Genomic DNA, 24,798 nt, shown 5'->3' on the forward strand with positions numbered 1-24,798 from the left:
AGGCCGCCCGGCGACCCCGACAGTTGCCGCCCGACCGGTCGGTCGATATTGTCGTTGTATCGACCGACCGGTCGGTAGAGACGTGGAAGGAATCCGCCATGACCCATGTCCAAGGCACCGCCGCCCCCGGTTTCGAGGCCGTCCGCGAGGCGTTCGAGCGCAACTTCACCGACAGCGGCGAGGTCGGCGCCGGGCTCGCCGTCTACCGGCACGGCCGCCCCGTCGTCGACCTGTGGGGCGGCGAGGCCGACCCCGCCACCCACCGCCCCTGGGAACGGGACACGCTGGCCGCCATCGCCTCCACCTGCAAGACGTTCGCGTCGGGCGCGCTGCTGCGGCTGGTCGAACGTGGGGAGGTGGACCTGGAGGCGCCGGTGACCCGCTACTGGCCCGAGTTCGCCCAGAACGGCAAGAGCGGCATCACCGTCCGCACCCTGCTCGCCCACCGCGCCGGCCTGCCCAGCATGCACATGCGCCCGGTCACCTGGGAGGACCTGCGCGACTGGACCCCGATCACCGAGACCCTCGCCGCGGCCGCCCCGGAATGGCCGCCCGGCACCCGGCACGGCTACCACGGCGTCACCATCGGCCACCTCGCAGGGGAGATCGTCCGCCGCGTGTCCGGGATGACGCTGAGCGCGTTCCTCGAAGCGGAGATCACCGGCCCGCTCGGCCTCGACTGCTACGTCCGCGTGCCCGACGCCGCGCTGCCCCGGCTGGCCAAGATGGTCCTGCCGGACGAGCAGTCCGTCCAGCTCGGCATGCAGGTGCCGGAGATGGCGGACTTCGTCCAGGCGCTCGGCGACCCGGACACCCTGAGCTTCCGTGCCTTCTACGGCAGCGTCACCCAGGAGTGGGACGACTCCAACAACCCCCGCACCTACCAGGTGGAGAGCCCCTCCATGGACGGCGTCGCCTCCGCCCACTCCCTGGCCCGCTACTTCGCCGCCATGATCGGCGAGGTCGACGGCGTCCGGCTCTTCTCGCCCTGGCTGCTCGACAAGATCCGTACCCCGGAGTCGGACGGCATCGACGAGCTGCTCAAGGTCCGCACCGCCTGGGGGCTCGGCTTCCTCGTTCCCGGCGGGCCCTTCTGGCCCGCGCCCGAGCACCTCAAGGGCCTGTTCGGCGGCAGCGGCGCCACCGGCTCGTTCGCCTTCGCCGATCCCGAGCGCGGGCTGGGGTTCGGCTACGTGCCCAACCGCGGCTCCGAGCTGCTGGAAGGCGGCGACTTCCGGGTCAAGTCGCTGGTCGAGGCCGTCTACAAGGCCGTGCTGTGAAGGCCCCGATCACCATCGTGCGCGATGCGGAGATGCCCATGCGCGACGGCGTCGTGCTGCGCGGCGACGTCTGGATGCCGGACGACGGGCGCCGCCGCCCCGCCGTGCTGATCCGCACGCCGTACGGACGGACGGGGACCAACAACGACTTCCTGCGCCCGCTGGAGTGCGTGCAGGGCGACTACGCCTGCGTCGTGCAGGACACGCGCGGCCGGGCGGGCTCCGACGGCGAGTGGACGATCTTCATGGCCGAGCAGGAGGCCCGCGACACCCACGACAGCGTCGAATGGGCCGCGGCGCAGCCGTGGTGCGACGGCAACGTCGTCATGGCCGGGGCCTCCTACCTCGGGATCGTGCAACTGCTCGGCGCCGCCGAACGCCCGCCGCACCTGCGCGCGATCGCGCCCGGGATGACCAGCAGTGCCGAACTCGACCGCGCCGCCGGCGGCGTCATGCGGGTCAACGAGGTCATGGCGTGGCTGGCGTTCATGGCCATGGACTGGCTGGAGCGCGAGCGGGCCGCCGGGCGTCCCGCCGACCCCGGCGCCGCCTACGAGCTGTGGGAGTTCGCCACCGACCCGGCCGCCGCCCTGCGCACGCTGCCGCTGAAGGACCTGCCGCAGTTCGCCGCGGTGCCGGGCTTCCCGCTCGACGTGGGGAAGATGCTGGCGTACGGCACGCCGGGCATCGCCGAGTCGTTCGCCTACGAGGCCGTCGAGGTGCCCGCCCTGAGCGTCACCGGCTGGTTCGACAACCACTGCGACTCCACCATCGAGAGCTTCCTGCGCCTGCGCGCGATCCACGGCGACCGGCACCGGCTCATCGTGGGCCCCTGGTCGCACGACGGCCGGCTCGGCTACTGCCAGGGCGAGGTCAGCTTCTCCGCCCGCGGCGACGCCACGGTGCTCGGCCTGTCCGCCCAGCACCTGGCCTTCTTCGACGAACACGTGCGGGGCGCCCCGTCCGCGGCGCCCGCCGTGCGGTACTTCCTCATGGGCGCCGACGAGTGGCGCGACGCGGACCGGTGGCCGCCGCCGGGCGAGCTCAGGACGCTGTACCTGGCGGACGACGGCCGCCTGGGCGCCCAGCCTCCGGCGGACGAGCACCCCGACCACTACGCCTACGACCCGGACGACCCCGTCCCCACCCGCGGCGGCCGGGTCGTCAACCTGGGCCGGCTGGTGCCGGGCCCGCTCGACCGCTCCCGGCTGGAGGAGCGCCCCGACGTGCTGTGCTACACCTCGCCCGTCCTGGACGAACCGCTCGACGTGGCGGGCCAGGTGTCGGTACGGCTGTTCGCGGCGTCGTCGGCCCGCGACACCGACTTCACCGCCAAGCTCGTCGACGTCTTCCCCGACGGCCGCGCGCTGGCCGCGGCCGGTGGCGTGCAACGCGCCCGCCACCGGCACGGACCGGACATCGAGCAACTCCTGGAGCCGGGAACGGTCGAGGAGTACACCATCGGCCTCGGCCACACCGCGTGGCGATTCCCGGCCGGGCACCGCGTCCGCCTGGAGATCACCAGCAGCGACTTCCCCGCCTACGACCGCAACATGAACACCGGCGAGCCGGTCGGCTCCGACGCCGCCGGGGTGGTCGCCCACCAGACCGTGCACCACAGCGTGCTGTATCCGTCGCGGCTGGAGCTGCCCGTCCTGTCAGAAGGGCTCGGTCCGACCCCGTAGCAGGGACGGCGGGCGCAGGTGCTCGCCATAGGCGTCGGCCAGCCGGTCGGCGCGTTCGGTGAAGGCGCGCGGGCCGTACTGGTTGACGAACTGGAGTGTGCCGCCCGACCACGGCGCGAAGGCGAGGCCGAGCACGCTGCCGACGTTCGCGTCGGCGGTGGAGGTCAGGATTCCGTCCTCCAGGGCGCGCACGCTCTCCAGCGCCTGCGCGAACAGCAGCCGCTCGCGCACATCCCGCTCGGGGATCGGCCGGTCGCCGCCGAAGCGCTCGGCCAGCCCCGGCCACAGGCGCTTGCGCGCCCGATCGGGGTAGTCGTAGAAGCCGCCGCCCCCGGCCCGGCCAGGCCGGTTCATCTCCTCGACCATCCAGGTGAAGACGCCGTAGGCGGTCGCGTGGCCCAGCTCGCGGCCGTCGGCCGCCGCGTCCGCCTCGTTCTGGCGGCGCACCCTGAGCATGGTGGCCAGGGCGACCTCGTCGCTGACGGCCAGCGGGCCCACGGCCATGCCCGCCCGGCGGGCGGCGTTCTCCACGAGCGCCGCCGGAACGCCCTCCGCGAGCATGGCCGCGCCCTCGGCGGTGTAGGAGACGAACACCCGCGAAGTGTAGAAACCGGGACCGTCGTTGACGAGGATCGGCGTCTTGCCGATCTGCCGGGCGAAGGCGAAGGCCAGCGCGAGCGCGGCGTCCCCGGTCCGCTCGCCGCGCACGACCTCCAGCAGGGGTACGCGCTCCACCGGCGAGATGAAGTGCAGGCCCACCAGGTCACCGGGGGCCCGCAGGCCCTCGGCCAGCCCGGTGATCGGCAGCGTGGAGGTGTTCGAGGCGAGCACCGCGGTGCCGTCCTCGGCTCCGGCCAGCACGCGGCGTTTGAGCGCGCGGTCCTCGAAGACGGCCTCGACCACGAGGTCGCACCCGGCGATCTCGGTGCCGGGCCCGGCGAGGTGGTCGACGGCCGTGCCGCAGGCGGCGGCGCTCATCCTGCCCTGGGCGACCTGCCGCCGCAGCCGGCGTACGACCTCGTCGTGCCCGCGCTCGGTCGCCTCCGCGCTCACGTCGGTGAGCACCACCTCGATGCCCGCGGCGGCGGCGACCGCCGCGATCCCGGCGCCCATCATCCCGGCGCCGATCACGCCGAGCCGCCGGACCCCGCCGGTGGACCGGGCCCGCCTGGTGACCTCGTTGCGGGCGTACCAGTGGCAGCCGATCAGGTTCTTGGCCACCTGGCCGGTGGCGAGCGCGACCAGGTGCCGGGTCTCGGTACGCAGGGCGGTGTCGACGTCCACCCGGACGGCCTCCGCCACGCAGGCCAGGATCCGCTCCTGGGCGGGCAGGGTGCCGTGGGTCCTGGCGTACAGGCGGGCGGCGGCGGTCTCGAAGAAGCGCGGGGGAGCGGCGGGGGCCGCGTGCGCGGGGTCGTCCCACGGCTGCGTGGCTTCGGGGTGGGCGGCGATCCACGAGCGGGCCTCCCCGATCAGTTCGCGGGCCGGGACGAGCCGGTCCACGAGCCCGGCGTCGAGCGCCCGGTGGGGCGGCAGCCGTTCTCCCTCCATGAGCAGGGGCAGGGCGGCGGCGGGGCCCAGCAGCCGGACGGCCCGCACCACCCCGCCACCGCCGGGCAGCAGCCCGAACGTGACCTCGGGCAGGCCGAGGCGGATCGCCGGGTCGTCGGCGCAGAGGCGGTGGTGGCAGGCGAGGGCCAGTTCCAGCCCGCCGCCGAGCGCGGTGCCGCCGATCGCGGCCACCACGGGCCGGCCGAGGCGCTCCAGCCTGCGGAAGGCGTCCTTGGTCCGGTCGAGCTGCCCGGCGAACCCGGCCGCGTCCGCGGGGGTGAGGGCGTGGACCTGGTCGAGGTCGGCGCCGACGGCGAAGGTGGACTTCGCCGAGGCGACGATGACGCCGGTGACGTGCTCGCGCTCCGACTCCAGGCGGTCGAGCGCGGCGGCCAGGGCGGTGCCGAAGGCGGCGTCGAGCGTGTTGACCGGGCGGTCGTGCCGGTCGAGCGTGAGCGTGACGATGCCGTCGTCGTCGCGGTGGTAGCCGATCGCCATCACACGTCCCTCTCGATGATCGTGGCGATGCCCATGCCGGCGCCCACGCACAGGGTGGCCAGGCCGCGCCTCAGGTTCCGGCGCTCCAGCTCGTCCAGCAGGGTGCCGAGGATGATGCAGCCGGTGGCGCCGAGCGGGTGCCCGAGCGCGATCGCGCCGCCGTTGACGTTGATCCGGTCGGGGGAGAGGTCCAGGTCGCGGGCGTACTTGAGCACCACGGCCGCGAACGCCTCGTTGACCTCGAAGAGGTCGATGTCGTCGAGCGTGAGACCGGCCCTGGCCAGCGCCTTTTGGGTGGCGGGGACCGGGCCGGTGAACATCAGCGTCGGCTCGGTGCCGACCACGGCGGTCGCGACGATCCTGGCGCGTGGCGTGAGGCCCAGCCGTTCGCCCGCGGCCGCGCCGCCGATCAGCATGGCGGCGGCGCCGTCCACGATCTGGGAGGAGTTTCCCGCGGTGTGGATGTGCTCGACCCGCTCGACCTGGGGGTAGCGGCCGATGGCGACCGCGTCGAACGTCTCGCCCGCCTGGGCGAAGCTCGGCGACAACCCGGCCAGCCCCTCCATCGTGGTCCGGGGCCTGATCGCATCGTCATGATCCAGTACGGCGAGGCCGTCGGCACCGGTCACCGCGACGAGCGAGCGGTCGAAGTACCCCTTGTCCCTGGCCCGCGTGGCACGGCGCTGTGACAACAGCGCGTAGGCGTCCACCTCCTCGCGGGTGTAGCCCTCCAGCGTCGCCAGCAGGTCGATGGCCACGCCCTGCGGCACGTACCCGGTACGCAGCGCCGTCTCGGGATCGTCCATCCAGGCGCCGCCGGTCGAGCCCATGGGCACGCGGGACATCGACTCCACGCCGCCCGCCACCACCAGGTCCTCGAACCCCGACCGGACCTTCATGGCCGCCAGGTTCACCGCCTCCAGGCCCGATCCGCAGAACCGGTCGATCTGTACGCCGGGGGTGTCGAGGTCGAGCCCGGCCACGAGGGCGGCGATGCGGGCGATGTCGCTGCCCTGCTCGCCGACGGGGCTGACACAGCCGAGGATGACGTCGTCGACCTGCGGGCCGTCCAGGTGGTTGCGGTCGGCCAGGGCGCGCAGGACCTGCGCGGCGAGGTCGACGGGGCGGATGCCGCGCAGCGCGCCGCGTTTGCTGAGGCCGCGCGGCGTGCGCACGGCGTCGAAGATGAGGGCTTCCACGGTCCCGACGCTAGGAACGGCGGCGGATCCGGCCAATGACCCTGCCGTCCGCGATCCCTGACCCTGGTGTCCCAGCGGTCTTATGGCCGGTAGGCGCGCGGGGTGGTGCCGGTCCAGCGTTTGAACGCGCGGTGGAACGCGCTCGGCTCCGAGAACCCGAGCCGCCTGCTCAGCTCCTCGATGGACAGGTCGCCGCGGGCCAGCGCGGACACCGCGGCGTCCCGCCTGAACCGGTCGCGTACGCGCTGGTAGGAGGTGCCTTCGGCGCGCAGGCGGTGCCGTAGGCCGGCGGGGCTGACGGCCAGCCGGGCGGCGGTCGAGGCCAGGTCAGGACCGCCCTCGGCGAGCACCCTCCTGACCTGCCCGGCGACGTCGCCCGAGTAGTCCCCGCGCTCGACCAGCTCGGCCGGGTAGCGCCGCAGGAACGGCGTCAGCGCCGCCTCGTCGCGCAGCACCGGCCGGTCGAGCGCCGCCCGGTCGAACCCGATCGCGGGCCGCGCCCGCCCGAACAGGCACCCGCACCCGTAGAAGGCGTCGTACTCCAGCACGTACGGCGGCCGCCCATGCGGAAACTCCGCCCGCCGCAGCTCCAGCCCGCCCCCTACCAGCCAGCTCGCGAACCGATGCCACGCCCCCAGCACGAGCTCGACCAGGTGATCGGCGGGCTGGGGGAACCCGGTCAGCGTGAACTCCAGCCGCGCCTCCGGCCCGCTCTCCACCAGCCTGATCGTCACCCCGATGGCGAACAGGTCGTAGAAGGCGGCCCCGCGCAGCAGCGCGGTGCGCAGGTCGTGGCCGTGCACGGCGAGCGCCGCCATGGTCGCGAAGGTGCCGAGCCGGCTCGGGGCCGGGCCGAACCCGAGCAACTCGTCGTCGAGGGCGGTCCAGAGGTGCCGGACCAGGCGGGCGTACTGCCGCGTGGTGACCGTGCGGGCCTCCGGCTCGATGTCCGAGCGGGCGAGCGCCCGGCCGACGTCGAGGCCGCGGCGGCGGGCGCCGGCGAGGCAGGCGTGCACGAGCCGTCCCGAGATCCGTCTGTCCATGTCGGCCCCTTTCTGCCACCATCATATAAATGAGTGTTCATACAGAGCAGCCGGTCATCGACATCTGTGACGGCGTCCACGACTCCGGCTCATGGCTGGCGCTGCTGCGCGGGCTGTCGGCGGACGCGCCGCACTTCCTGGAGTTCCTGGCGGGCGCCATGAGCGTGGTGGCCGGCCTCGACCCCGCGCGCACCCGCGAACAGCTCGCCCGCGACCCCGGGCCGGCCCTCGCCGCGCTGGCGGACGGGCTGGCCGTCGACCCCGGCGCCCACGTGGAACGGCTGCGCGCCGCCGGCGTCCGCCACCAGGTTCTGCACGGCTCCCCCTACCGCCTGCCCGGCGGCGAGAGCGTGAACGACCGGGTGGCCGAGCGCGCCGCCCGGCATCCGGACCTGCTGAGCGGCTGGTGCGGCGTCGACGCGCGTGACCCCGCCGCGGCGGTCGCCGAGATCGACCGGTGCGTGGCGCTCGGCATGCGCGGGGTGGTCATGCTGCCCTTCGCCGCGGGCGTGCCCGCCGACGACCCCGCGAGTCACCTGGTCTACCGGCACGTCGCCGGCCTGGGGCTGCCGCTGTGGCTGCACTGCGGGCTGAACCTGTCGCGCACCAGCCCGATGACCACCCCGGCCGAGCTGGACCTGGTCGCCGGGCGCTACCCGGAGATGCCGGTCGTGGCCGGGCACGGCGGCTGGCCGTACGTGGGAGAGCTGGTGGCGGTGATGATGCGCCAGCCCAACGTCTATCTCGACACCTCGGGGCACGACCCGCGGGCGATGGCGGTCCCCGGCTCCGGGTGGGAGCCGCTGCTGTTCCATCTGCGGGGGGCGCTGCGCCGCCGGGTGGTGTTCGGCAGCGCGGCCTGGACCCACGCCTCCACCCAGGAGCGCTCGATCGCCGCCGTGCGCGGGCTGGGCCTGGAGGAGCGGCACGAGCGGGCCTGGCTGCACGACAACGCGGCGGCTCTTCTGGGCCTGCCCCTGGCCAACCCGGCTCCAAATGCTTAATATGAATGAACGTTCATAGAGCAAGGAGTTCAATCTTGGCTGGAATCATGGCGTACGGGGGCTACCTCCCTGCGCACCGGATCCGCCGCTCGCGCATCGGGGAGGCGCTCGGCACCAGGCCGGCGACCGGCTCCAGGACGGTCGCCTCCTACGACGAGGACACCACCACCATGGGCGCGGAGGCGGCCAGGGTGGCGTTGCACGGCCTGCCGGGGCCGGAGGCGGTGCGGGGTCTCTACTTCGCCACCGCGGACCCGGTGTATCTGGACAGGTCCAACGCCGCCGCCGTACACGCGGTGCTGTCGCTCGATTCCGCCGTGCCCGCGGTCGACATGTGCGGCGCGGTGCGCTCCGGCGTCGGCGCCCTGCGGGCCGGACTGCACGCGGGCCCGCCCACGCTCGTCGTCCTGTCCGACATCCGCGCCGGCCTGCCCGGCGGCGCCGACGAACGCGACGGCGGCGACGGCGCCGCGGCGCTCGTCGTGGGTACAGATGGCGAGGTCGTGGCGGAGTGGATCGGCGACGCGGCCAGGACCGAGGAGTTCCTGAGCCGCTGGCGCGAGCCCGGCGAGCGGCACTCCCGCCACTGGGAGGACCGCTTCGTCGAGGAGGTCCACGTGCCCGCCGGGCGGCTGGTGCTGGAGGAGGCGCTGAAGTCCGCCGGCTTGACCGCGGCCGACGTCGACCACCTCGTCGTCACCGGTGCGAGCAGGCGGATCGCCGCCGCGGTCCGCGCCGCCGCCGGCGTCGAGGAGCGGGCGGCGGCCGACGACCTGCTCGACTCGGTCGGTGAGACCGGCACCGCCCACCTCGCGCTGCGCCTGGCCGCGATCCTGGACCGGGCCGGACCGGGCGAGGTGATCGCGCTCGTGGTCCTGACGGAAGGCGCCGACGCGCTCCTGTTCCGCACCACCGACCTGCTCGCCCGGCGGCGCAGCGCCTGGCCGACGGCCGCCCAGATCGAGCACTCCAGCGACGACCTGAGCTACGCCACCTACGCCACCTGGCGCGGATTCCTGCCGCGCGAGCCCATGCGCCGCCCGCTGCCGCCCCAGCTCGCCGCCCCCGCCGCCCGGCGGATCGGCGCGTGGAAGCTCGGCCTCGTCGGCTCGCGCTGCCTCGCCTGCGACACCCGCCACCTGCCGCCCCAGCGCGTGTGCGGCTCCTGCCGCGCGCTCGACCAGATGCGGCCCGACCCGGTGGCCGGCATGCCCGCCACCGTCTCGATCGCCACCGTGGACCGGCTGGCCTGGTCGCCGAACCCGCCGCTGGTCTACGGAACCGTCGACTTCGACGGCGGCGGCCGGCTGCAGTGCGAGTTCACCGACACGGTGCCGGACAGCGCGCGGACCGGGCTGCGGGTGCGCATGGCCGTACGCAGGACACACAGCCGCGACGGCGTGCACAACTACTACTGGAAGGCCCGCCCGGAACGAGGGGAGCAGTACTGATGGCCGACAGAGGAATCACCGGCAGAGTGGCCGTGGTGGGTGCCGGATGCACACGTTTCGGCGAGCGCCGCGACGCCGGGGCCGACGACCTGCTCATCGCCGCCGCCAACGAGGCCGCCGCGTCGGCGGGCATCGACCTGGCCGACGTGGACGCGTTCTGGCTGGGCACGTTCGGCTCCGGGCACGCGGGCACCGCGCTGTCCAAGCCGCTCAAGCTGGACAACAAGCCCGTCACCCGGGTCGAGAACTTCTGCGCCACCGGCGCCGACGCCTTCCGCAACGCCTGCTACGCCGTGGCCGCCGGCGCGTACGACGTGGTCATGGCGATCGGCGTGGAGAAGGTCATGGACTCGGGACAGGCCGGCATCCCGTTCTTCGAGTTCTTCGACGACGGTACGGCGGTGCCGCACACGCCCCCCGGCACCTTCGGCTACCTGGCCACCGGCTACGCGCAGCGCCACGGCGTGGCCGACGCCGACCTGCGCGCGGCCATGACCCACGTCGCGTGGAAGAACCACCGCAACGGCGCGCTCAACCCCCGCGCCTACTTCCAGCGGGAGATCCCCAAGGAGGTGATCGACCGGCAGCCGCTGCTGGCCGGGAAGCTGAGCCTGCTCGACTGCGGCGGGCTGGCCGACGGCGCCGCCGCCGTCGTGATCACCAGAACCGAGGACGCGCGCCGCTACACCGACAAGCCCGTCCTGGTGAAGGCGCTGGCCCTGGCGGCCGGCCAGGGTACCGGCGCCATGGACCCCGGCCACGACTTCTCCTCCTTCCCCGAGGCGGTGGCCGCCGCGCGCAGCGCGTACGCGCAGGCGGGCATCCGTGACCCGCGGGCGGAGCTGTCCTTCGCCGAGGTGCACGACTGCTTCACCATCACCGAGATCGTCCTGATGGAGGACCTGGGCTTCTCCGCCCGCGGCACCGCCTGGAAGGACATGGTGGGCGGGGTCTTCGACCGCGACGGCGCGCTGCCGGTCAACCCGGACGGCGGGCTGAAGGCGTTCGGGCACCCGCTCGGCGCCTCCGGCATCAGGATGATCTTCGAGAGCTGGCTGCAGCTGCGTGGCGAAGCCGGGGAACGGCAGATCGACAACGGGCGCAGGCTCGCGCTCACCCAGAACATCGGCGGCGATCCCGGCGAATGCGTCTGCCTCATCACCATCCTTGAGGGGCCTGCCCAGTGAGTGACAACGCGGTCATCGACATGGCCGGGGTCGTGCTCGACGCCGAGTCGTGGGAGTCGTACCTGAGCTGGTTCGCCGCCGACTGCCCGAACTACCTGCGGCTGTTCGGGCGGCGGTTCTGCGGGCTGGCGGGGGTCGAGCACGCGGCGTACCAGAAGGCGCTGGGGCGCGGACCGGACGAGGTGGTGCGGCTGCTGCTGTCCACGGGCCGGCTGGACGTGGACATCGACCGGTACGTGGAGGACCTGGCCGCCGGTGGGGTGGCGCTGCAGGTGATCCACGGCGGCATGACGCCGCTGCGTTCGGGCGGGCTGCTCAACGACCGGGCGGCCGCCTTCGCCCGCCGCCACCCGGACCGGCTGCGCGCCTGGGCGGGGCTGAGCCTGCGCGACGAGCAGGCGGCGCTCAAGGAGATGCGCCGGTGCGTCGGCGACCTCGGCATGGGCGGGGTGTCGGTGACGCACTTCACCGACGTCGCCGACCCGCTCTCGGCCGCCAGCCGGGCGGTCTACGCCGAGGCCGAGCGCCTGGGCGTGCCGGTCTGGATCCACGCCGGGCACAACCTCTCGCCCCGGGTGCCCGTGGACCACTGCGCGTGGCGGCAACTGGACGCGATCGCGCGGGCCCATCCGGACCTGGTGATCGTCGCCGGTCACGGCGGCTGGCCCTGGATGATGGAGATGGTCGCGCTCTGCCAGCGCCATCCCAACGTCTACCTGGAGTTCTCCACCCACCGGCCGCTGCACATGGCGGCCCCGGGCTCCGGCTGGGAGCCGCTGCTGGCCCACGGCCGGGCCACGATCAGGAACAAGGTCCTGTTCGGCAGCGTCGGCTGGGTGCACGAGATGTCCGCGGGCGAACTGGCCGACGAGGTACGCGCGCTGCCGCTCGACGAGGGCACCGTGCGCCGCTGGCTTTACACCAACGCCACCCGCGTGCTGGGGGCGGCGGCATGAGCACCGCCTTCACCACCACCCCGGAGGCCGCGGAGTGCGTGGTGCCTTTGGTGCTGCGCCGCCGCGCCGAGGAGCGTCCCGGCGAGGTCTTCGCCGTCTTCCAGGACGGCGAGGAGTGGACGGGCGCGCGGGTGCTCCACGAGACCCTGGCCATGGCCGAGGTCCTGCACGAGCACGGCGTACGGCCCGGCGACCTCGTCGTCTCCTGGCTGCCCAACGGGCCGGACGCCCTGCGCACCTGGTTCGGGCTCAACGAGCTCGGCGCCGTGTACGTGCCGGTCAACACCGCCCTGCGCGGCAGGTTCCTGGAGCACGTGCTGGCCAACTCCGGCGCCCGGCTCGCGGTCGTCCATCCCACCCTGGCGCCCAGGCTGGCCTCGGTGGAGACGGCGGCGCTGCGTACCGTGCTGGTCCCCGGTCACGCCGCGCCCGAGGTCACCGGCCTCGACACGGTGCCGGTCGGTGACCTCCCCGCCGCCCCGCGCCGGGTCTCGACGTACACGCCGCGGCCCTGGGACACCTACGGCGTGCTCTACACCTCCGGCACGACCGGGGCGAGCAAGGGCGTGCTGTGCTCGTACGCGCACCTGTGGACGACGGCGGTGGCCGCCTCGGCCGGCGTCATCGGCGCGGGGGACCGGTACCTGGTCCAGTTGCCGCTCTTCCACGGCGGCGGCACGATCGGCGTCGCCCTGGCTCTGTACGTCGGCGCCTCGGTGGCGGTGGTGGACGGCTTCGACACCCCCTCGTTCTGGGAGCTGGTCCGGCGTACCGGCACCACCGCCTGCACGCTGCTGGGCGCCATGACCTCGTTCCTGGCCGCACGCGAGCCGGGACCGGACGACCGGGACCACCCGCTGCGTACCGTCTGCATGGTGCCGCTCGGGGAGAACGCCCAAGCCTTCGCCCGGCGTTTCGGCGTCGACGTCTACACGCTGTTCAACATGACCGAGGTCAGCACGCCGCTGCTGTCGGAGCGCAACCCGGACAGGGCGGGGGCCTGCGGCCGGGTGCGCGCCGGCGTGGAGGTGCGGCTGGTGGACGCCCACGACCGGGAGGTGCCCGACGGCGAGACCGGCGAGATGATCGTCAGGACGGCCGCGCCCTGGGCCATGAACCACGGCTACCACGCGATGCCCGATGCGAGCGCGGCGGCCTGGCGCAACGGCTGGTTCCACACCGGCGACGCCTTCCGCCGTGAGCCGGACGGCGAGTACTTCTTCGTCGACCGGGTCAAGGACGCCATCCGCCGCCGGGGCGAGAACATCTCCTCCTTCGAGCTGGAGACCGGCGCCGCCGCGTACCCCGGAGTCAGGGAGGTGGCCGCCGTCGCGGTGCCGAGCGAGCACGGCGAGGACGAGGTGCTCGTGGTCGTGGCGCCGGTCCCCGGCCAGACGGTCGATCCCGCCGGGTTCGTGGCCTTCTGCGTGGAGCACATGCCGCACTACATGGTGCCGCGCTATGTCCGCGTGGTGGCCGAGCTGCCCAAGACGCCGACGAACAAGGTGCGCAAGCACGTGTTGCGCGCCGCCGGGGTCACCGCGGACACCTGGGATCGCGAGGCGGCCGGCATCCGGGTCAGGCGCGAGCGTCTCACGGCCGCGGACGGATGACTCGCGGACGGATCACGAAGAAGGCGCGGGTGCCCGCGGTCGCCTGATAGCCGACCGTCGCGCCCGCGCCGATGAAGCACGCGGACCCCGCGGCGACCCGCACGGCCCGCCCGCCCTCGGTCACGGTCAGCTCGCCCTCGATGACATACAACGTCTCGTCGTAGGTGAGCGTCCAGTCGAGCAACTGCCCGTCCTCGGAAAAGCGCAGGAAACCCGCGGTGTCGATGGGGAAGGACACCGCGAGGTTCCTGGCGAAGGGCACCTCGCGGTAGCCCGACGGGTCGTCGCCGAACGGCTGGATCTCGGTCATGATCTCTCCTCAGAGCCGGTCGAGGACCTCGCGGGCGCAGCGCTCGCCCGCCTGGACCGCGCCGTTCATCCAGCCCGTCCACCGGTCGGCGCTCTCCGTCCCGGCCCAGTGCAGGCCGCCGGCGGGCGCGTGCGGCGCGGGTCCCGCCGCGGTGAGCGCGCCGGGCCGCAACCCGCCCTGACAGCCGAAGACGTACGGCTGCCGCCGCCAGTCGGTCTCCAGGTACGCCACCGGCCGGGCCGCCTCGGGACCCAGGCAGGCGGCCAGGGCTTCCAGGGTGGCGGCGCGCCGTACCTGATGGTCGGTGGAGAAGGCCGGCGGGTTGCCGCGGAAATGCCGCTCGGAGAAGGTGAAGGCGGTGAGCGCGAGCACCCCGGGTGAGCCGTCCGGCGGCGAGGCGTCCAGGAAGCCGGGCGCCGCGCCCAGATCGGTGAACCCGGAGCCCGAGAGCCCGTGCTTCCGCCAGAACGGCTCGTCGTAGACCACGTTGGTCTTGATCAGCGGCCCCCGCACCCAGCCTTCGGCCAGCGCCGTACGCGCGGGCGGCAGCCCGGGACGGAAGGAGACGGGCCCGGTCGCGGCCGGCCCGATCGCCATGATCACCCGGCGGGCCCGCACGCGCAGGCCGGGCGTGCCGACCACGACGCCGCTCCCGTCCCGCTCGACCTCGCGGACCGGCTCGCCGAGACACACCCGCTCGCCCAGGTACGCCGCCAGCGCGTCAGGCAGCGCCTGCGACCCGGCGGCGAACCTCAGCACGGAGTCCTGGTCGCGCAGCATCGGCCGGATCCCCCCGCAGGTGGCGGTGGCGTGCAGCGCGTAGGCGAAGGAGATCTCGTCCGGCGGCGCGGCGAACCACGCGGAGACCGAGCAGTCGAACAACTGCCTGGCCAGCGGGTCGTGGATCCGCTCGTCCCGCCAGGCGGCGAGGTCGATGGCATCGAGGCGCGGGTCGTCGTGATCGATGCGCTCCATGGCCTTGAGCGCGCCGGCGTACTCGCGGACCGCGTCCTGGGGCAGGTCGGGCAGGCCGTTCGCGTACTCGAAGCGGCGGCCCCCGAGGTGGGCGACGCCGATGCCGTCCTTGAAGGAGGGGAAGAGCTCGACGCCCAGCTCGGCCGCGAGGGTGAGGATCTCCCGCTGGCTCGCGCACACGTACATGGCGCCGGCCTCGGTGGCCTTGTCACCGGCGAGGGGGATGTTCCACACACGGCCGCCGACGCGCTCGCCCGCCTCCAGGACGACCGTGTCCACGCCGCCGGAGGCCAGCCGGTAGGCGGCGGTGAGGCCGGACAGGCCGCCGCCGACCACGACGGCGTCAGCGGTCTTCTCGATCATCCGGGACTCCTCAATATGAACGATCGTACATGACTAACTGAGGGTTATTTGGCCAGGTATTGTCTGTCTGAATGGCAGCATGCTATACAAACGTTCATACATTTGCCACCGTTCAGGGAGAGCGATGACAGCGAAGCTCCCACCCCGCGAACAGTGCGTGCTTCCGCTGCTTCTGCGGGATCGGGCACGCCAGGAACCCGACCGGCCCTTCGTCGCCTTCGCCGACGGGACGGCGTGGACGTACGGCGACGCCTGGGACGAGACGCTCTCCGCCGCGAGCGGCCTGCGCTCCCTGGGGGTGACCGCGGGCGACCACGTGCTCGTGTGGCTGCCCAACGGGCCGGAGATCCTGCGCGTGTGGTTCGGCGCCAACCAGCTCGGCGCCGTGTTCGTCCCCGTCAACACCGCCTACCGAGGCGACATCCTGGCGCACGTGCTCACGCTCGTCCGGCCGAAGGTCGTCGTCGTGCACGCGGACCTGGCCGACCGGCTGGCCGGCCTCGACCTGCCCGGGGTGGAGCACGTCGTCGTGGCCGGCGGCCCGTGCGCGCCGCTGCCAGGGGTTGGTGCGCACGGCGTCGCCGTACTGCATCCCGAGGAGCTTGACGAGCCCGAGGAGTGCCCGGCCCAGCCGTGGGACCCATACGCGGTGATCTTCACCTCGGGCACCACCGGCCCCTCCAAGGGCGTGATCTCCTCCTACGTGCACCTGTGGGCCACCGTCACCGCCGTCGAGGAACACCTGTCGGCCGACGACCGCTGCCTCACCAGCCTGCCGATCTTCCACGGCGGCGGGCTGCAGGACATCGCGGGCGCGCTGATCGTGGGCGCGTCCGTGGTGCTGATCGAGTCCTTCGACACGAGCGCGTTCTGGGACGTCATCGAGCGCACCGGCGCCACCTGCTGCACGCTCCTCGGCGTCATGGCGACGTTCCTGCTCAAGCAACCGCCCCGGCCGGGCGAGCGCGACACCACGCTCCGGCTGGTCTACCTGGTTCCGCTCACGGACAACGCGGGGGAGTTCGCCCGCCGCTTCGGCTGCGACATCCTCACGGTGTTCAACATGACCGAGGTGAGCGTGCCGCTCGTCTCCGAGCTCAACCCGGCCACCCCGGGCAGCTGCGGCCGGCCCCGGCCGGGCGTCCAGGTACGCGTGGTCGACGACCACGACCAGGAGGTCCCCCAGGGGGAGATCGGCGAGCTCGTCATCCGCACCGACCTGCCCTGGGCGATGACCAGCGGCTACCTCGGCGCCCCCGAGGCGACGGCGGCGGCCTGGCGCAACGGCTGGTTCCACACCGGCGACGCCTTCCGCAGGGACGAACACGGCGACTACTTCTTCGTCGACCGGATCAAGGACGCGATCAGGCGGCGCGGGGAGAACATCTCCTCCAGCGAGGTCGAGGCGGAGATCCTGCGCCATCCGGCGGTCCGGGAGGCCGCGGCCGTCGCGGTGCCGAGCGGTGACGGGGAGGACGACGTGCTCGCCGCCGTGGCGCCCGTCGACGGCGCGCGTCTCGACCCGCGCGACCTCCTGGAGTTTCTCCTGGAACGGCTTCCGCACTTCATGGTGCCCCGGTACGTGCGCGTGCTGGGCGAGCTGCCCAAGACCCCCACCAGCAAGATCGAGAAGCGGCGCCTGCGCCGCGAGGGCGTCACGCCCGACACCTGGGACCGCGAGGCCGCCGGGCTCAAAGTCCGCCGCACCCGCCTCAAGCAAGTATGAACGATTATTCATGGAGACGCTTATGCACACCCCACTGCGCGACCGGGTCGCGCTGATCACCGGCGGCGCCGGCGGGATCGGCGCCGCCACCGCGCGCAAGCTCGCCGGGCAAGGAGCCGCGGTCGTCGTCGCCGACCGGGACGGCGCGGCGGCGGAACGCGTGGCCGCGGGCCTGCGCGGCGAAGGACTCGGCGTGCGGGCGGCCACGATGGACCAGACCGACCCCGAGCAGGTCGAGCGGGTCTTCGCCGAGACGGTGGAAGCGCACGGCAGACTCGACGTCTGCTTCGCCAACGCCGGCTGGGGCCGCGTCGACGCCTTCATCGACCTGCCCCTGGACACCTGGAACCGGCACGTCGCCGTCAACCTGACCGGCACCTTCCTGGTGTGCCAGACCGCCGCCAGGCACATGGCCGAGGGAGGCCGCGGCGGATCGATCATCGTCAACTCCTCCAACGGCGCGGTCGCCCCCGCCGCCCTGTTCTCCGCCTACTGCGCCACCAAGGCCGCGCTCAACATGCTGGTCCAGGTCATGGCCGGCGAGCTCGGCGCCCACGGTGTGCGGGTCAACGCGGTGATGCCGGGGGTCACGGCCACCGCGATGACCAAGAACCTGCTGGACCAGGGCATGGACCGGCTCATCGAGTCGCAGACGCCGCTCGGCCGGGTCGGGCGCCCCGAGGACGTGGCCGCCGCGGTCGCGTTCCTCGCCGGGGACGACAGCTCCTTCGTCACCGGGACCGCGCAGCTCGTGGACGGCGGCGCCACCCACAACGTGCCGCGCTGGTTCACCACCGACTACCGGCGCCGCGGGCGCAGCGAATGGCGATTGCGCCACCAGGAGGAGCCGATCATGGAAGGAGGCGGGGCATGACTCTGGCCGGCCGTACCGCATTGGTCACGGGAGCGGCGCGCGGCATCGGCGCCGCCATCGCCACCCGGATGGCGGCGGAAGGCGCGCGGGTCGCCCTGTGCGACCTCGACGCCGAGGGCGCGCGGGCGACGCTCGCGCGGATCGAGCGCGACGGCGGGAAGGGGATCGTCCAGGAGGCCGACGTCTCCGACGCCGGCGCGGCCAGGGCCGTCGTCGCGCAGGCGGCCGAACGCCTCGGCGGCCTCGACATCCTGGTCAACAACGCGGCCACCGGCGCGCGCGCCAAGATCCGCGACTACACGCTGGAGGACTGGGACCGGGTGCTCGCGGTCAACCTGCGCGCCCCGTTTGTGCTCAGCCAGGCGGCGCTCGACCACCTCGCGCGCTCGGGCACGGGCGCGATCGTCAACATCTGCTCCGTGGCCGTGATCGGCTTCTTCGGGCAGATCGCCTACGACGCCTCCAAGGGTGGCCTGCTCTCGCTGACCAGGGCGCTCGCCGTCGAACTCGGCCGCAGCGGCATCCGCGCGAACGCCGTCTGCCCCGGCTTCGTCGACACCGAGATGGCCGACCACGGCAACCTGCGGGAGATCGCCGCCAAACAGACGGCCACCCAGCCGATCGCCAGGATGGGCCGGCCGGAGGAGATCGCGAACGCGGTCTGCTGGCTGGCCTCGGACGAGGCCCGTTACGTGACGGGCCAGGCCCTCTTCGTCGACGGCGGCTGGGTACGCGCCTAGCGCGCCAGCACCATCCGGCAGGCCAGGTCGGCGTGGAGCCCGGCCAGCTCCTCGTCCTTGACCGCCGGGAACGGGCCGAAGAACTCGGTCGCCCGCAGGACCAGGTTGACGATCGCCGTGGCGGTGAGCTTGGTCGCGTCACCGCGCATGGCGGGCAGCTCGAAGACCCCCGAGCGAACGCCGTGCTCCAGCGTGCGCTCCAGCCGGGTCCGCAGGCCGCGGCGGCGCTCGACGATGACCGCCCGCTGGGCCTCGGGCAGATGGACGTACTCGAACGTGGCGATCATGGCCGAGGCGCGGTGGCGGGCGTGAAAGAGGGCCGAGGCGTACGCCAGCGCCCTCAGCTGGCTCTCCGGATCGGCCGCCGCGGCGGCGACCGCGTCGTTGAGCATCCGCTCACCCTCGTCCGTCGCCCGGCTGACCAGCGTGAACAGGACCTCTTCCTTGGAGGGGAAGTGGTTGTAGAGCGCGGCGGGCGTCAGGCCGCTGGCCGCCGTGATGTCCCTGACGCTCGTGCCCTTGAAGCCCTGGGTGAAGAACAGCTCCTCCGCGGCGGCCAGGATGCGCTCCGCGGGCGGCTTCTTGGCGGGCGTCGCGACGGTGGCGCGCGAGCGAGGCGGCACGGACTCTCCTCAGATTCCTGGGTGACCTCTTCATCGTAGTGCATAAACGTTCATACAGGAGGCCTTCGTATGCCGACGCTACTCGTTCTGCTGGCCGGGGTACTGATCTACACGACGCTCGGCTCGGCCATCGTGCCCGGCCTCGTCCGCTTCCAGGCCGATCTCGGCGCCTCGCCGTCCGCCGCCGCGTGGCTGTTCACCGGCTTCCTCCTCGCCGCCTCGATCGCGACCCCGGTCGCCGGGCGGCTGGGCGACATGTACGGCAAGCGGCGCGTGGTCACCTGGACCTTCGCCGTCATGGCCGCCGGCGCCCTTGTGTCCGGCCTGGCCCCGGGCCTGCCGGTGATGATCGCCGGTCAGCTCCTGCTCGGTGTGGGAGCCGGGATCTACCCGCTGGCGTACGGCTTGGCCCGCGAGGTTCTGCCGGCGCGCTCCGTCGGTGTCGCCATCGGCACGATCGGCGGCGTGGCCACCGCGGGCGGGCTCATCGGCTACCTGGTCGGCGGCGGCCTGGCCGACGCCTTCTCGCACCGCTGGCTGCTCGGCGCCGGGGCGGCGATGCTCGTCGCCACGGTGGCCGCGCGGCTGGTCATCCCCGGCTCCGACCTCCGCCTCGGCGGCGCGCTCGACGTCGTCGGGGTCCTGCTGTTCGCCGCCTCGGTCGTGGCCCTGCTGCTGTCGGTCACCTACGCCGCCGACGACGGCTGGCTGTCCTGGCGCGTCACACCGCTGCTCGCGTTCGCCGTGGCCGGCGCCGCCGGATGGATCCGGTACGAGTCCCGCCACCCGCGGCCGTTCGTCGACATGGCGCTGCTGCGCCGCCGGGTGGTGCTGGCGCCGTCGCTGATCGCCCTGGCGGTCGGCTTCTCCAGCGTGGTGGTCTTCGTCGTGGTTCCCCAACTGGTGACGCTGCCCGTCGAGACGGGGTACGGCTTCGGCGGCACCACCGCCCAGGCCGGCCTGTACCTGCTGCCCACCGCGCTGGCCTTCCTCGTCGCCGGCCCGGCCGCCGGGGCACTGGAGCGGGTCCTGCCGCCCCGTGCCGTGATCATCGGCGGCGCTCTCGTCATGGCGCTGTCCGTCGCCGCGCTGGCCCTGTGGCACCGCGAGCCCTGGCAGCTCATGGCCGCCAGTGCCGTCATGGGAGTCGGGTACGGGCTCGCGTTCACCGCCATGACCAGCCTGATCGTCCGGGCGGTCGCCCCGGGCGAGACCGGGGTGTCCACGGGCATCAGCACTCTGGCCAGGACCCTGGGGGAGACGCTGGGCAGTCAGGCCGGGCTGTCGATCCTGGCCGCCCGCCTCGACCCCGCCACCGGCATACCCGCCGAGGCGGGCTTCGGCCTGGCCTTCGTGCTCGGGGCGGGTGCGGCGGTGGTCGCTCTGGTGGGGGCGTTCGCCGTGCCCAGAGACGGGCAGCGGGTCAGCTGAACGCCCGCCGGCCGGCCACGACCGACCCCGCGGCGGCCAGCGCGGCGATCAGCAGCACCGCGGCCAGGGCGAGGAGGGTGGAGGCGTCCGGGTGGATCAGGGACTGGCCGCGTACCGCCTGCCAGGTCACCACCGCGACCAGCCCCGTGTAGCCGAGGGCGGCGCTGCCGACGAGCCGGGCGCGGACCTTCTCGGGGCGCAGCCAGGCCCGCTTGGCGGCCAGCGCGGCCAGCGCCGCGGCGAGCAGGAGGAGCACCTGGATGCCGTGCAGCGCGAAGAAGTGGGGCACCCGGAAGTCGCCGCCGGTCACGCTCCAGCCGGTGAGGAACATGCCGTTGCCGTCGGGGTCGCCGATGCCGTGGCCCTGGTACATGGGCACCTGCCTGCCGTTGGCGTCGGTGACCGTACGGGGGGTGACCTGGGCGACGAGCCAGTAGATGGGCAGGACCATGCCGAAGGTGGCCAGCGCCAGCCCGGTGCGGATGGCCCGGTTCAGTGCCGCGCCGCCGGTGCGCTGGATCAGCACGACGACCCCGAGGACCAGCTGCGCGATCAGAATGATCATGACGCCGTAGGTGAGGATCGGCACCAGCGCCGCGGTGACCGGATCGGTCAGGTCGGCGTTGAAGTGGCTGAAGGTGCCGCGTGCCGCCTGGACCGTGATCGCGCCGACCTCCACGACCGAGGTCACCGCGAACACGGTGCCCACCCACCGGCCGAGCCGCCTGCCCCTGGTCAGCTTGGTGGACAGCCAGGCCAGCGTGAGGGCGTACAGGGCGAAGGCGAAGCCGAACTTGAGCGGCTTGATCCACACCGACTCGTTCAGCAGGGTCCGGTCGTCCACCACGAGCCCCACGCCGGCGACCAGCATCAGGCCGAGCATGAGCGCCGCGCACACCAGCAACGGACGGTGCCAGGTGCGCACGGGGGCGAGGAAGGAAGTCATGAGGGGCTCCGTTCACCATTTTGCGAATAACTGAAAGCTATCTTGCGTTTGATGTTTCGTCAACACAAGAACTGTTAGATCCGGAGACTATACAGCTAGATGGTGAAGTATCTTGCAATGAGACTGAAGCTAAATGCAAGAACGGGTGCGACTGGCTTGCAATGGAGTGAAGTCGAACGCAAGAATGGGGGACGGCAGGCGGACAGGACACGAAAGGCGGGACCGATGCCCGGAGGCAGGCTGACCCAGGAGGACCGGCAGACGATCGCCGACGGCCTGGCGAAGGGACACACGTACACGGAGATCGCGGGCCTGCTGGACCGCCCCATCTCCACCGTCACCAGGGAGGTGGCCCGCAACGGCGGCCCGTCCGGCTACCGAGCGGCCCAGGCCCAGCGCGCCACCCAGGGCCGCGCCCGCCGCAGCAAGCCCACCCCGCCCCCTCCCGCGCGCGTGGCGGACAGGGCCACCCCCGGCCGTGACCCCCAGGCCGTGCACGACCTGGAGGAGCGGTTCACCGGCATCATGGTCGCCACGGGCCTGCCCCGGATGACCGCCAGGGTCCTCACGTGCCTGTACGTCACCGACAGCGGCAGCCTGACCGCCGCGGAACTGGTCCAGCGTCTCCAGGTGAGCCCCGCGTCCATCTCCAAGGCCGTGGGCGAACTGGAGCAGCAGGAGCTCATCCGCCGCGAACGCGACCCCCGCCGGCGGCGCGACCGCTACGTCATCGACGCCGACGCCTGGTTCCGCGGCTGGACGGCCAGCGCCCGCCAGAACATCCTGCTGGCCGACTTCGCCCGGGACGGCGCCCAGGTCCTGGGCGACACCACCCCGGCCGGCACCCGCCTCCAGGACATCGGCCAGTTCTTCGGCCACGTGGGCGAGGCCATGATCGAAGCCGCCGAACAATGGCGCCACGACTACGCCACCAGACAACCCCCAGCCCCCACCCCCTGAACCCCCAGAACCCAACCCCGCCGGATGGGCCGCCCGGCCACCCGCACCACCTGGCCGCCCGCACACGCCGGGGGACTCGCAAGGCATGCGGCGGAGTACCCGGCAGGGTCACGCGGCGAGCCCGGCTCCACGCGATCAATCACGAGGCGGAGCCCGCATGGAGGGGGTGCCTGGGCGGGGGCGCGCGGCTATGGGGAGAGAGCGGGGTTAGGACAGCGGCGGGGAAGGGGGCCGGTGAATGGCGGGGCGATTCCTGGGATTTCTCATGGCGGCCCCACGGCAATAGACCACGGCCTTCAAGGGTTGGTAATACCCCGACACGGCAACCAAGCGTAGTGGAATGGGCGCGACCGGCTCGATAGCTTGGCCGGTCTGAAAAGCGGCCCGCGGTGCCCGCCCGAGCCCGGTGTAAAGGCTCATGTACGGGGGCAGAGCACCGCCGTCACCCGCTGCCGTCGATATGTGGGCATTTCTGGATATGTGTGGCGCATCGCCGGGAACTGAAGATGTTTTTGATCTGGATATGCTTTCGGCCGGTTCTCCACGTGTTCCGCGCTGGCAGGATTCGTCAGGGCGATCCGCCGTACTGGCGGCGCTGATCGCGCCTCAGCGAGGCCAGCTGATATCGGAGCTCACTTTCTCTGCTGATCCGCAGTAGTGCCTCCTTGGTCTGCCTCCGCAAGAGCGCGCGAAAGTACAGAACCTGCGTCGAGGACGGAAGGGTAATAAGTGTGGTTTCCGTATGGGGTGGATTGCGGCGTGTCGCGGTGGTCAACGTCATGGCGGCGATGCTAATCAGCACGCTGGGCTCCCCGGGGGCACTTGCCGTAGATCAGGAAAGACCCTCGACGAGCCACGGGACAGGGGTTGCGTCGAAGGGCAAGCGCAACACCTGGACGATGGCGAACACGGCCGGGAGCGCCCGCGGCGTCGCACCGTCGGGCATCATCATGACGGTCGAGAAGAAGATGGCGTACGGCACGCGGGTGGCCAAGGCCGAGACCCTGCGCGCCGACCCGGGCGCCCCGCCCGACGAGTACCTGGACCCGGTCAACGCCAAGGCCGCCGCCGGAATCAGCGACCTCTACGAGGGGTTCGCGGTCCGGCCGAACGGCTGGAGTGACGTCGTCACCCTGACGTTCAGGTTCTCCAGCCCGGTGCGCAACCCGCGCCTGCACGTCGCGGGCACCGGCGGCGCGACGGTGGATTCCGCGGGCAACCGGGAGGAGTACTGGACCGGGCTGCGCCTGTCGGGCGGCACCCCGTCCCGGCCGACGTTCAGCAAGATCGCGGGCTTCCCCGGCTTCGAGGTCGACCAGCAGGCCATCGTGCCGAACGCCGGCGGCCGCCAGCGCGAGACCACCTGCGGCGTCGTCTACATGTGCGGCACCGCGCAGGTCAACGGCATGGTCTCCTCGTTCACCGTCGACGTGCGCGCGCGTAACGTCCGCCGGACGCTGCCCGCCGGCGACCCGTTCATGTGGGGAGTCTTCCGCGTCACCTTCGAGCAGGACGACTCCGACGCCCCTCCCTCGTACGGCGCCGCCTCCCACTCCATCTCCGACCAGTCGATCGGCGCCTCTGCCACGTCCGACCGGCCGGGCACGGTGAGCTTCACGCCGCGCCGGCTCGACGAGGACCAGGACGACGCCTCGGCAGGACGCCTGGAGGCCAGGCAGGACAGCCGCCTCCAGCTCACGGTGCCCGTGCGGACCGCGTCGTCGGGCGTGCTTTCCGGATGGGTGGACTTCGACCGCGACGGCCGCTTCCAGCCGTCCGAGCGGGCCTCGGCCGTGCTGCCGGCCGGCTCCGCGCGCGCGGTCCTGACCTGGGCGCCGCCGCACGACGCCAAGCCGGGCCCGTCGTGGCTGCGCCTGCGCCTGGCCGAGGCGGCCGCCGAGGTGAGCGTGCCCACCGGCTGGGCGGCCACCGGTGAGGTGGAGGACCACCGCATCGACCTCCTGACCCCCGGACAGGTACGCGTCTCCCACACGGCCCCCAACCGCGTCGGCAAGGGAGAGCGCCTGACGTTCACCACGCGCATCCACAACAGCGGCCAGACGGCCCTTCCCTACCACCTGTCGATGCGCCTGGACGACGTGCTCGACGACGCGAAGGTGCGGGCGATCAACCCTCGTCCCGACTCCCGTACGCGCTCCGCCCTCACCTGGAAGGGCACGCTCGAACCCGGAGCCACCCGCGAGATCCGCGTGCGCGTCCAGGTCAAGCGCGGCGAACTCGGCAACGGCAAGGTGGCCACGCGCTGGCCGGGCACGTGCGAGGGCGAGAGGTGCGGCGCCTCGGTAGCCGTGCGCGACTGACGAACTCCCCGAAAAACCCCCAGACCATCACGTGAAACGCAGGCGCGGCGCGGGCCCTCAGG

20 protein-coding genes are annotated in these 24,798 nt (G+C 72.9%); 13 read left to right on the forward strand and 7 right to left on the reverse strand.

Going from position 1 to position 24,798, the window contains the following annotated elements; all coding sequences use genetic code 11:
* Nucleotides 1-98 precede the first annotated feature (98 nt).
* Both ACFWY5_RS28870 and ACFWY5_RS28875 read left to right on the forward strand, forming a co-directional pair.
* Nucleotides 99-1,280 (forward strand): serine hydrolase domain-containing protein, encoded by a 1,182-nt coding sequence (locus ACFWY5_RS28870; RefSeq protein ID WP_379614302.1) that lies wholly within the window; start codon nt 99-101, stop codon nt 1,278-1,280.
* On the forward strand, nt 1,277-2,965 hold the full coding sequence (locus ACFWY5_RS28875) for a CocE/NonD family hydrolase (RefSeq protein WP_379614300.1): 1,689 nt from the start codon (nt 1,277-1,279) through the stop codon (nt 2,963-2,965). The genes ACFWY5_RS28870 and ACFWY5_RS28875 overlap by 4 nt, the downstream gene beginning before the upstream one ends.
* On the opposite strand, the gene ACFWY5_RS28880 is transcribed toward ACFWY5_RS28875, so the two are convergent.
* The 3 genes from ACFWY5_RS28880 to ACFWY5_RS28890 all read right to left on the reverse strand — a co-directional run bounded on the left by ACFWY5_RS28880 (nt 2,939) and on the right by ACFWY5_RS28890 (nt 7,256).
* Complete coding sequence (locus ACFWY5_RS28880; RefSeq protein ID WP_379635573.1) at nt 2,939-5,014, reverse strand: 3-hydroxyacyl-CoA dehydrogenase NAD-binding domain-containing protein; 2,076 nt, start codon at nt 5,012-5,014, stop codon at nt 2,939-2,941. The genes ACFWY5_RS28875 and ACFWY5_RS28880 overlap by 27 nt on opposite strands.
* On the reverse strand, nt 5,014-6,213 hold the full coding sequence (locus ACFWY5_RS28885; protein WP_379635575.1) for an acetyl-CoA C-acetyltransferase: 1,200 nt from the start codon (nt 6,211-6,213) through the stop codon (nt 5,014-5,016). The genes ACFWY5_RS28880 and ACFWY5_RS28885 overlap by 1 nt, the downstream gene beginning before the upstream one ends.
* A gap of 80 nt (nt 6,214-6,293) precedes the next feature.
* Nucleotides 6,294-7,256, reverse strand: coding sequence for an AraC family transcriptional regulator (locus ACFWY5_RS28890; RefSeq protein WP_379614294.1), 963 nt, complete (start codon nt 7,254-7,256; stop codon nt 6,294-6,296).
* 29 nt (nt 7,257-7,285) lie between these two features.
* Between ACFWY5_RS28890 and ACFWY5_RS28895 the strand changes: the two genes are divergently transcribed.
* The 5 genes from ACFWY5_RS28895 to ACFWY5_RS28915 are packed head-to-tail and all read left to right on the forward strand — an operon-like array spanning nt 7,286 to nt 13,467.
* The gene (locus ACFWY5_RS28895) at nt 7,286-8,260 is read left to right on the forward strand and encodes an amidohydrolase family protein (protein ID WP_379635577.1); all 975 of its coding nucleotides are present in this window, start codon (nt 7,286-7,288) and stop codon (nt 8,258-8,260) included.
* A gap of 35 nt (nt 8,261-8,295) precedes the next feature.
* Nucleotides 8,296-9,711, forward strand: a complete 1,416-nt coding sequence (locus ACFWY5_RS28900; protein WP_379635579.1) for an OB-fold domain-containing protein — start codon at nt 8,296-8,298, stop codon at nt 9,709-9,711.
* Nucleotides 9,711-10,898: an acetyl-CoA acetyltransferase gene (locus ACFWY5_RS28905; protein WP_379614288.1), complete on the forward strand. Its 1,188-nt coding sequence runs from the start codon at nt 9,711-9,713 to the stop codon at nt 10,896-10,898. Before ACFWY5_RS28900 ends, ACFWY5_RS28905 begins: the two co-directional genes overlap by 1 nt.
* Nucleotides 10,895-11,854, forward strand: a complete 960-nt coding sequence (locus ACFWY5_RS28910) for an amidohydrolase family protein (protein ID WP_379614286.1) — start codon at nt 10,895-10,897, stop codon at nt 11,852-11,854. Before ACFWY5_RS28905 ends, ACFWY5_RS28910 begins: the two co-directional genes overlap by 4 nt.
* Nucleotides 11,851-13,467, forward strand: coding sequence for an AMP-binding protein (locus ACFWY5_RS28915; protein ID WP_379635581.1), 1,617 nt, complete (start codon nt 11,851-11,853; stop codon nt 13,465-13,467). The genes ACFWY5_RS28910 and ACFWY5_RS28915 overlap by 4 nt, the downstream gene beginning before the upstream one ends.
* On the opposite strand, the gene ACFWY5_RS28920 is transcribed toward ACFWY5_RS28915, so the two are convergent.
* Nucleotides 13,448-13,777 (reverse strand): cupin domain-containing protein, encoded by a 330-nt coding sequence (locus ACFWY5_RS28920; RefSeq protein ID WP_379614282.1) that lies wholly within the window; start codon nt 13,775-13,777, stop codon nt 13,448-13,450. The genes ACFWY5_RS28915 and ACFWY5_RS28920 overlap by 20 nt on opposite strands.
* A gap of 9 nt (nt 13,778-13,786) precedes the next feature.
* Entirely contained in the window at nt 13,787-15,115 is a 1,329-nt protein-coding gene (locus tag ACFWY5_RS28925) for a flavin monoamine oxidase family protein (RefSeq protein WP_379635583.1), read from the reverse strand.
* Between the two features lie 124 nt (nt 15,116-15,239).
* On the opposite strand from ACFWY5_RS28925, the gene ACFWY5_RS28930 reads away from it, so the two are divergent.
* Genes ACFWY5_RS28930 through ACFWY5_RS28940 form a run of 3 tightly spaced genes read left to right on the forward strand, consistent with a single transcriptional unit; the run spans nt 15,240 to nt 18,455 of the window.
* Nucleotides 15,240-16,841, forward strand: a complete 1,602-nt coding sequence (locus tag ACFWY5_RS28930; RefSeq protein WP_379635585.1) for an AMP-binding protein — start codon at nt 15,240-15,242, stop codon at nt 16,839-16,841.
* 22 nt (nt 16,842-16,863) lie between these two features.
* Nucleotides 16,864-17,715: an SDR family NAD(P)-dependent oxidoreductase gene (locus ACFWY5_RS28935; protein ID WP_379635587.1), complete on the forward strand. Its 852-nt coding sequence runs from the start codon at nt 16,864-16,866 to the stop codon at nt 17,713-17,715.
* The gene (locus ACFWY5_RS28940; RefSeq protein WP_379614273.1) at nt 17,712-18,455 is read left to right on the forward strand and encodes an SDR family NAD(P)-dependent oxidoreductase; all 744 of its coding nucleotides are present in this window, start codon (nt 17,712-17,714) and stop codon (nt 18,453-18,455) included. The genes ACFWY5_RS28935 and ACFWY5_RS28940 overlap by 4 nt, the downstream gene beginning before the upstream one ends.
* On the opposite strand, the gene ACFWY5_RS28945 is transcribed toward ACFWY5_RS28940, so the two are convergent.
* A complete protein-coding gene (locus tag ACFWY5_RS28945) occupies nt 18,452-19,078 on the reverse strand; it encodes a TetR/AcrR family transcriptional regulator (RefSeq protein ID WP_379614271.1) in 627 nt (208 codons plus the stop codon). The two genes, ACFWY5_RS28940 and ACFWY5_RS28945, sit on opposite strands and share 4 nt — an antisense overlap.
* A 69-nt stretch (nt 19,079-19,147) precedes the next feature.
* Between ACFWY5_RS28945 and ACFWY5_RS28950 the strand changes: the two genes are divergently transcribed.
* Nucleotides 19,148-20,509 carry an MFS transporter gene (locus tag ACFWY5_RS28950; RefSeq protein WP_379614269.1) on the forward strand — a complete coding sequence of 454 codons (1,362 nt, stop codon included), beginning with the start codon at nt 19,148-19,150 and terminating at the stop codon, nt 20,507-20,509.
* On the opposite strand, the gene ACFWY5_RS28955 is transcribed toward ACFWY5_RS28950, so the two are convergent.
* Nucleotides 20,502-21,455, reverse strand: a complete 954-nt coding sequence (locus ACFWY5_RS28955) for a hypothetical protein (protein WP_379635589.1) — start codon at nt 21,453-21,455, stop codon at nt 20,502-20,504. The genes ACFWY5_RS28950 and ACFWY5_RS28955 overlap by 8 nt on opposite strands.
* A 225-nt stretch (nt 21,456-21,680) precedes the next feature.
* On the opposite strand from ACFWY5_RS28955, the gene ACFWY5_RS28960 reads away from it, so the two are divergent.
* Both ACFWY5_RS28960 and ACFWY5_RS28965 read left to right on the forward strand, forming a co-directional pair.
* Complete coding sequence (locus ACFWY5_RS28960; RefSeq protein WP_379635591.1) at nt 21,681-22,415, forward strand: MarR family transcriptional regulator; 735 nt, start codon at nt 21,681-21,683, stop codon at nt 22,413-22,415.
* A gap of 899 nt (nt 22,416-23,314) precedes the next feature.
* Nucleotides 23,315-24,736, forward strand: coding sequence for a GEVED domain-containing protein (locus ACFWY5_RS28965; RefSeq protein WP_379635594.1), 1,422 nt, complete (start codon nt 23,315-23,317; stop codon nt 24,734-24,736).
* Nucleotides 24,737-24,798 lie beyond the last annotated feature (62 nt).

Source organism: Nonomuraea sp. NPDC059007 (assembly GCF_042740555.1).
Taxonomy (GTDB): Bacteria; Actinomycetota; Actinomycetes; order Streptosporangiales; family Streptosporangiaceae; genus Nonomuraea.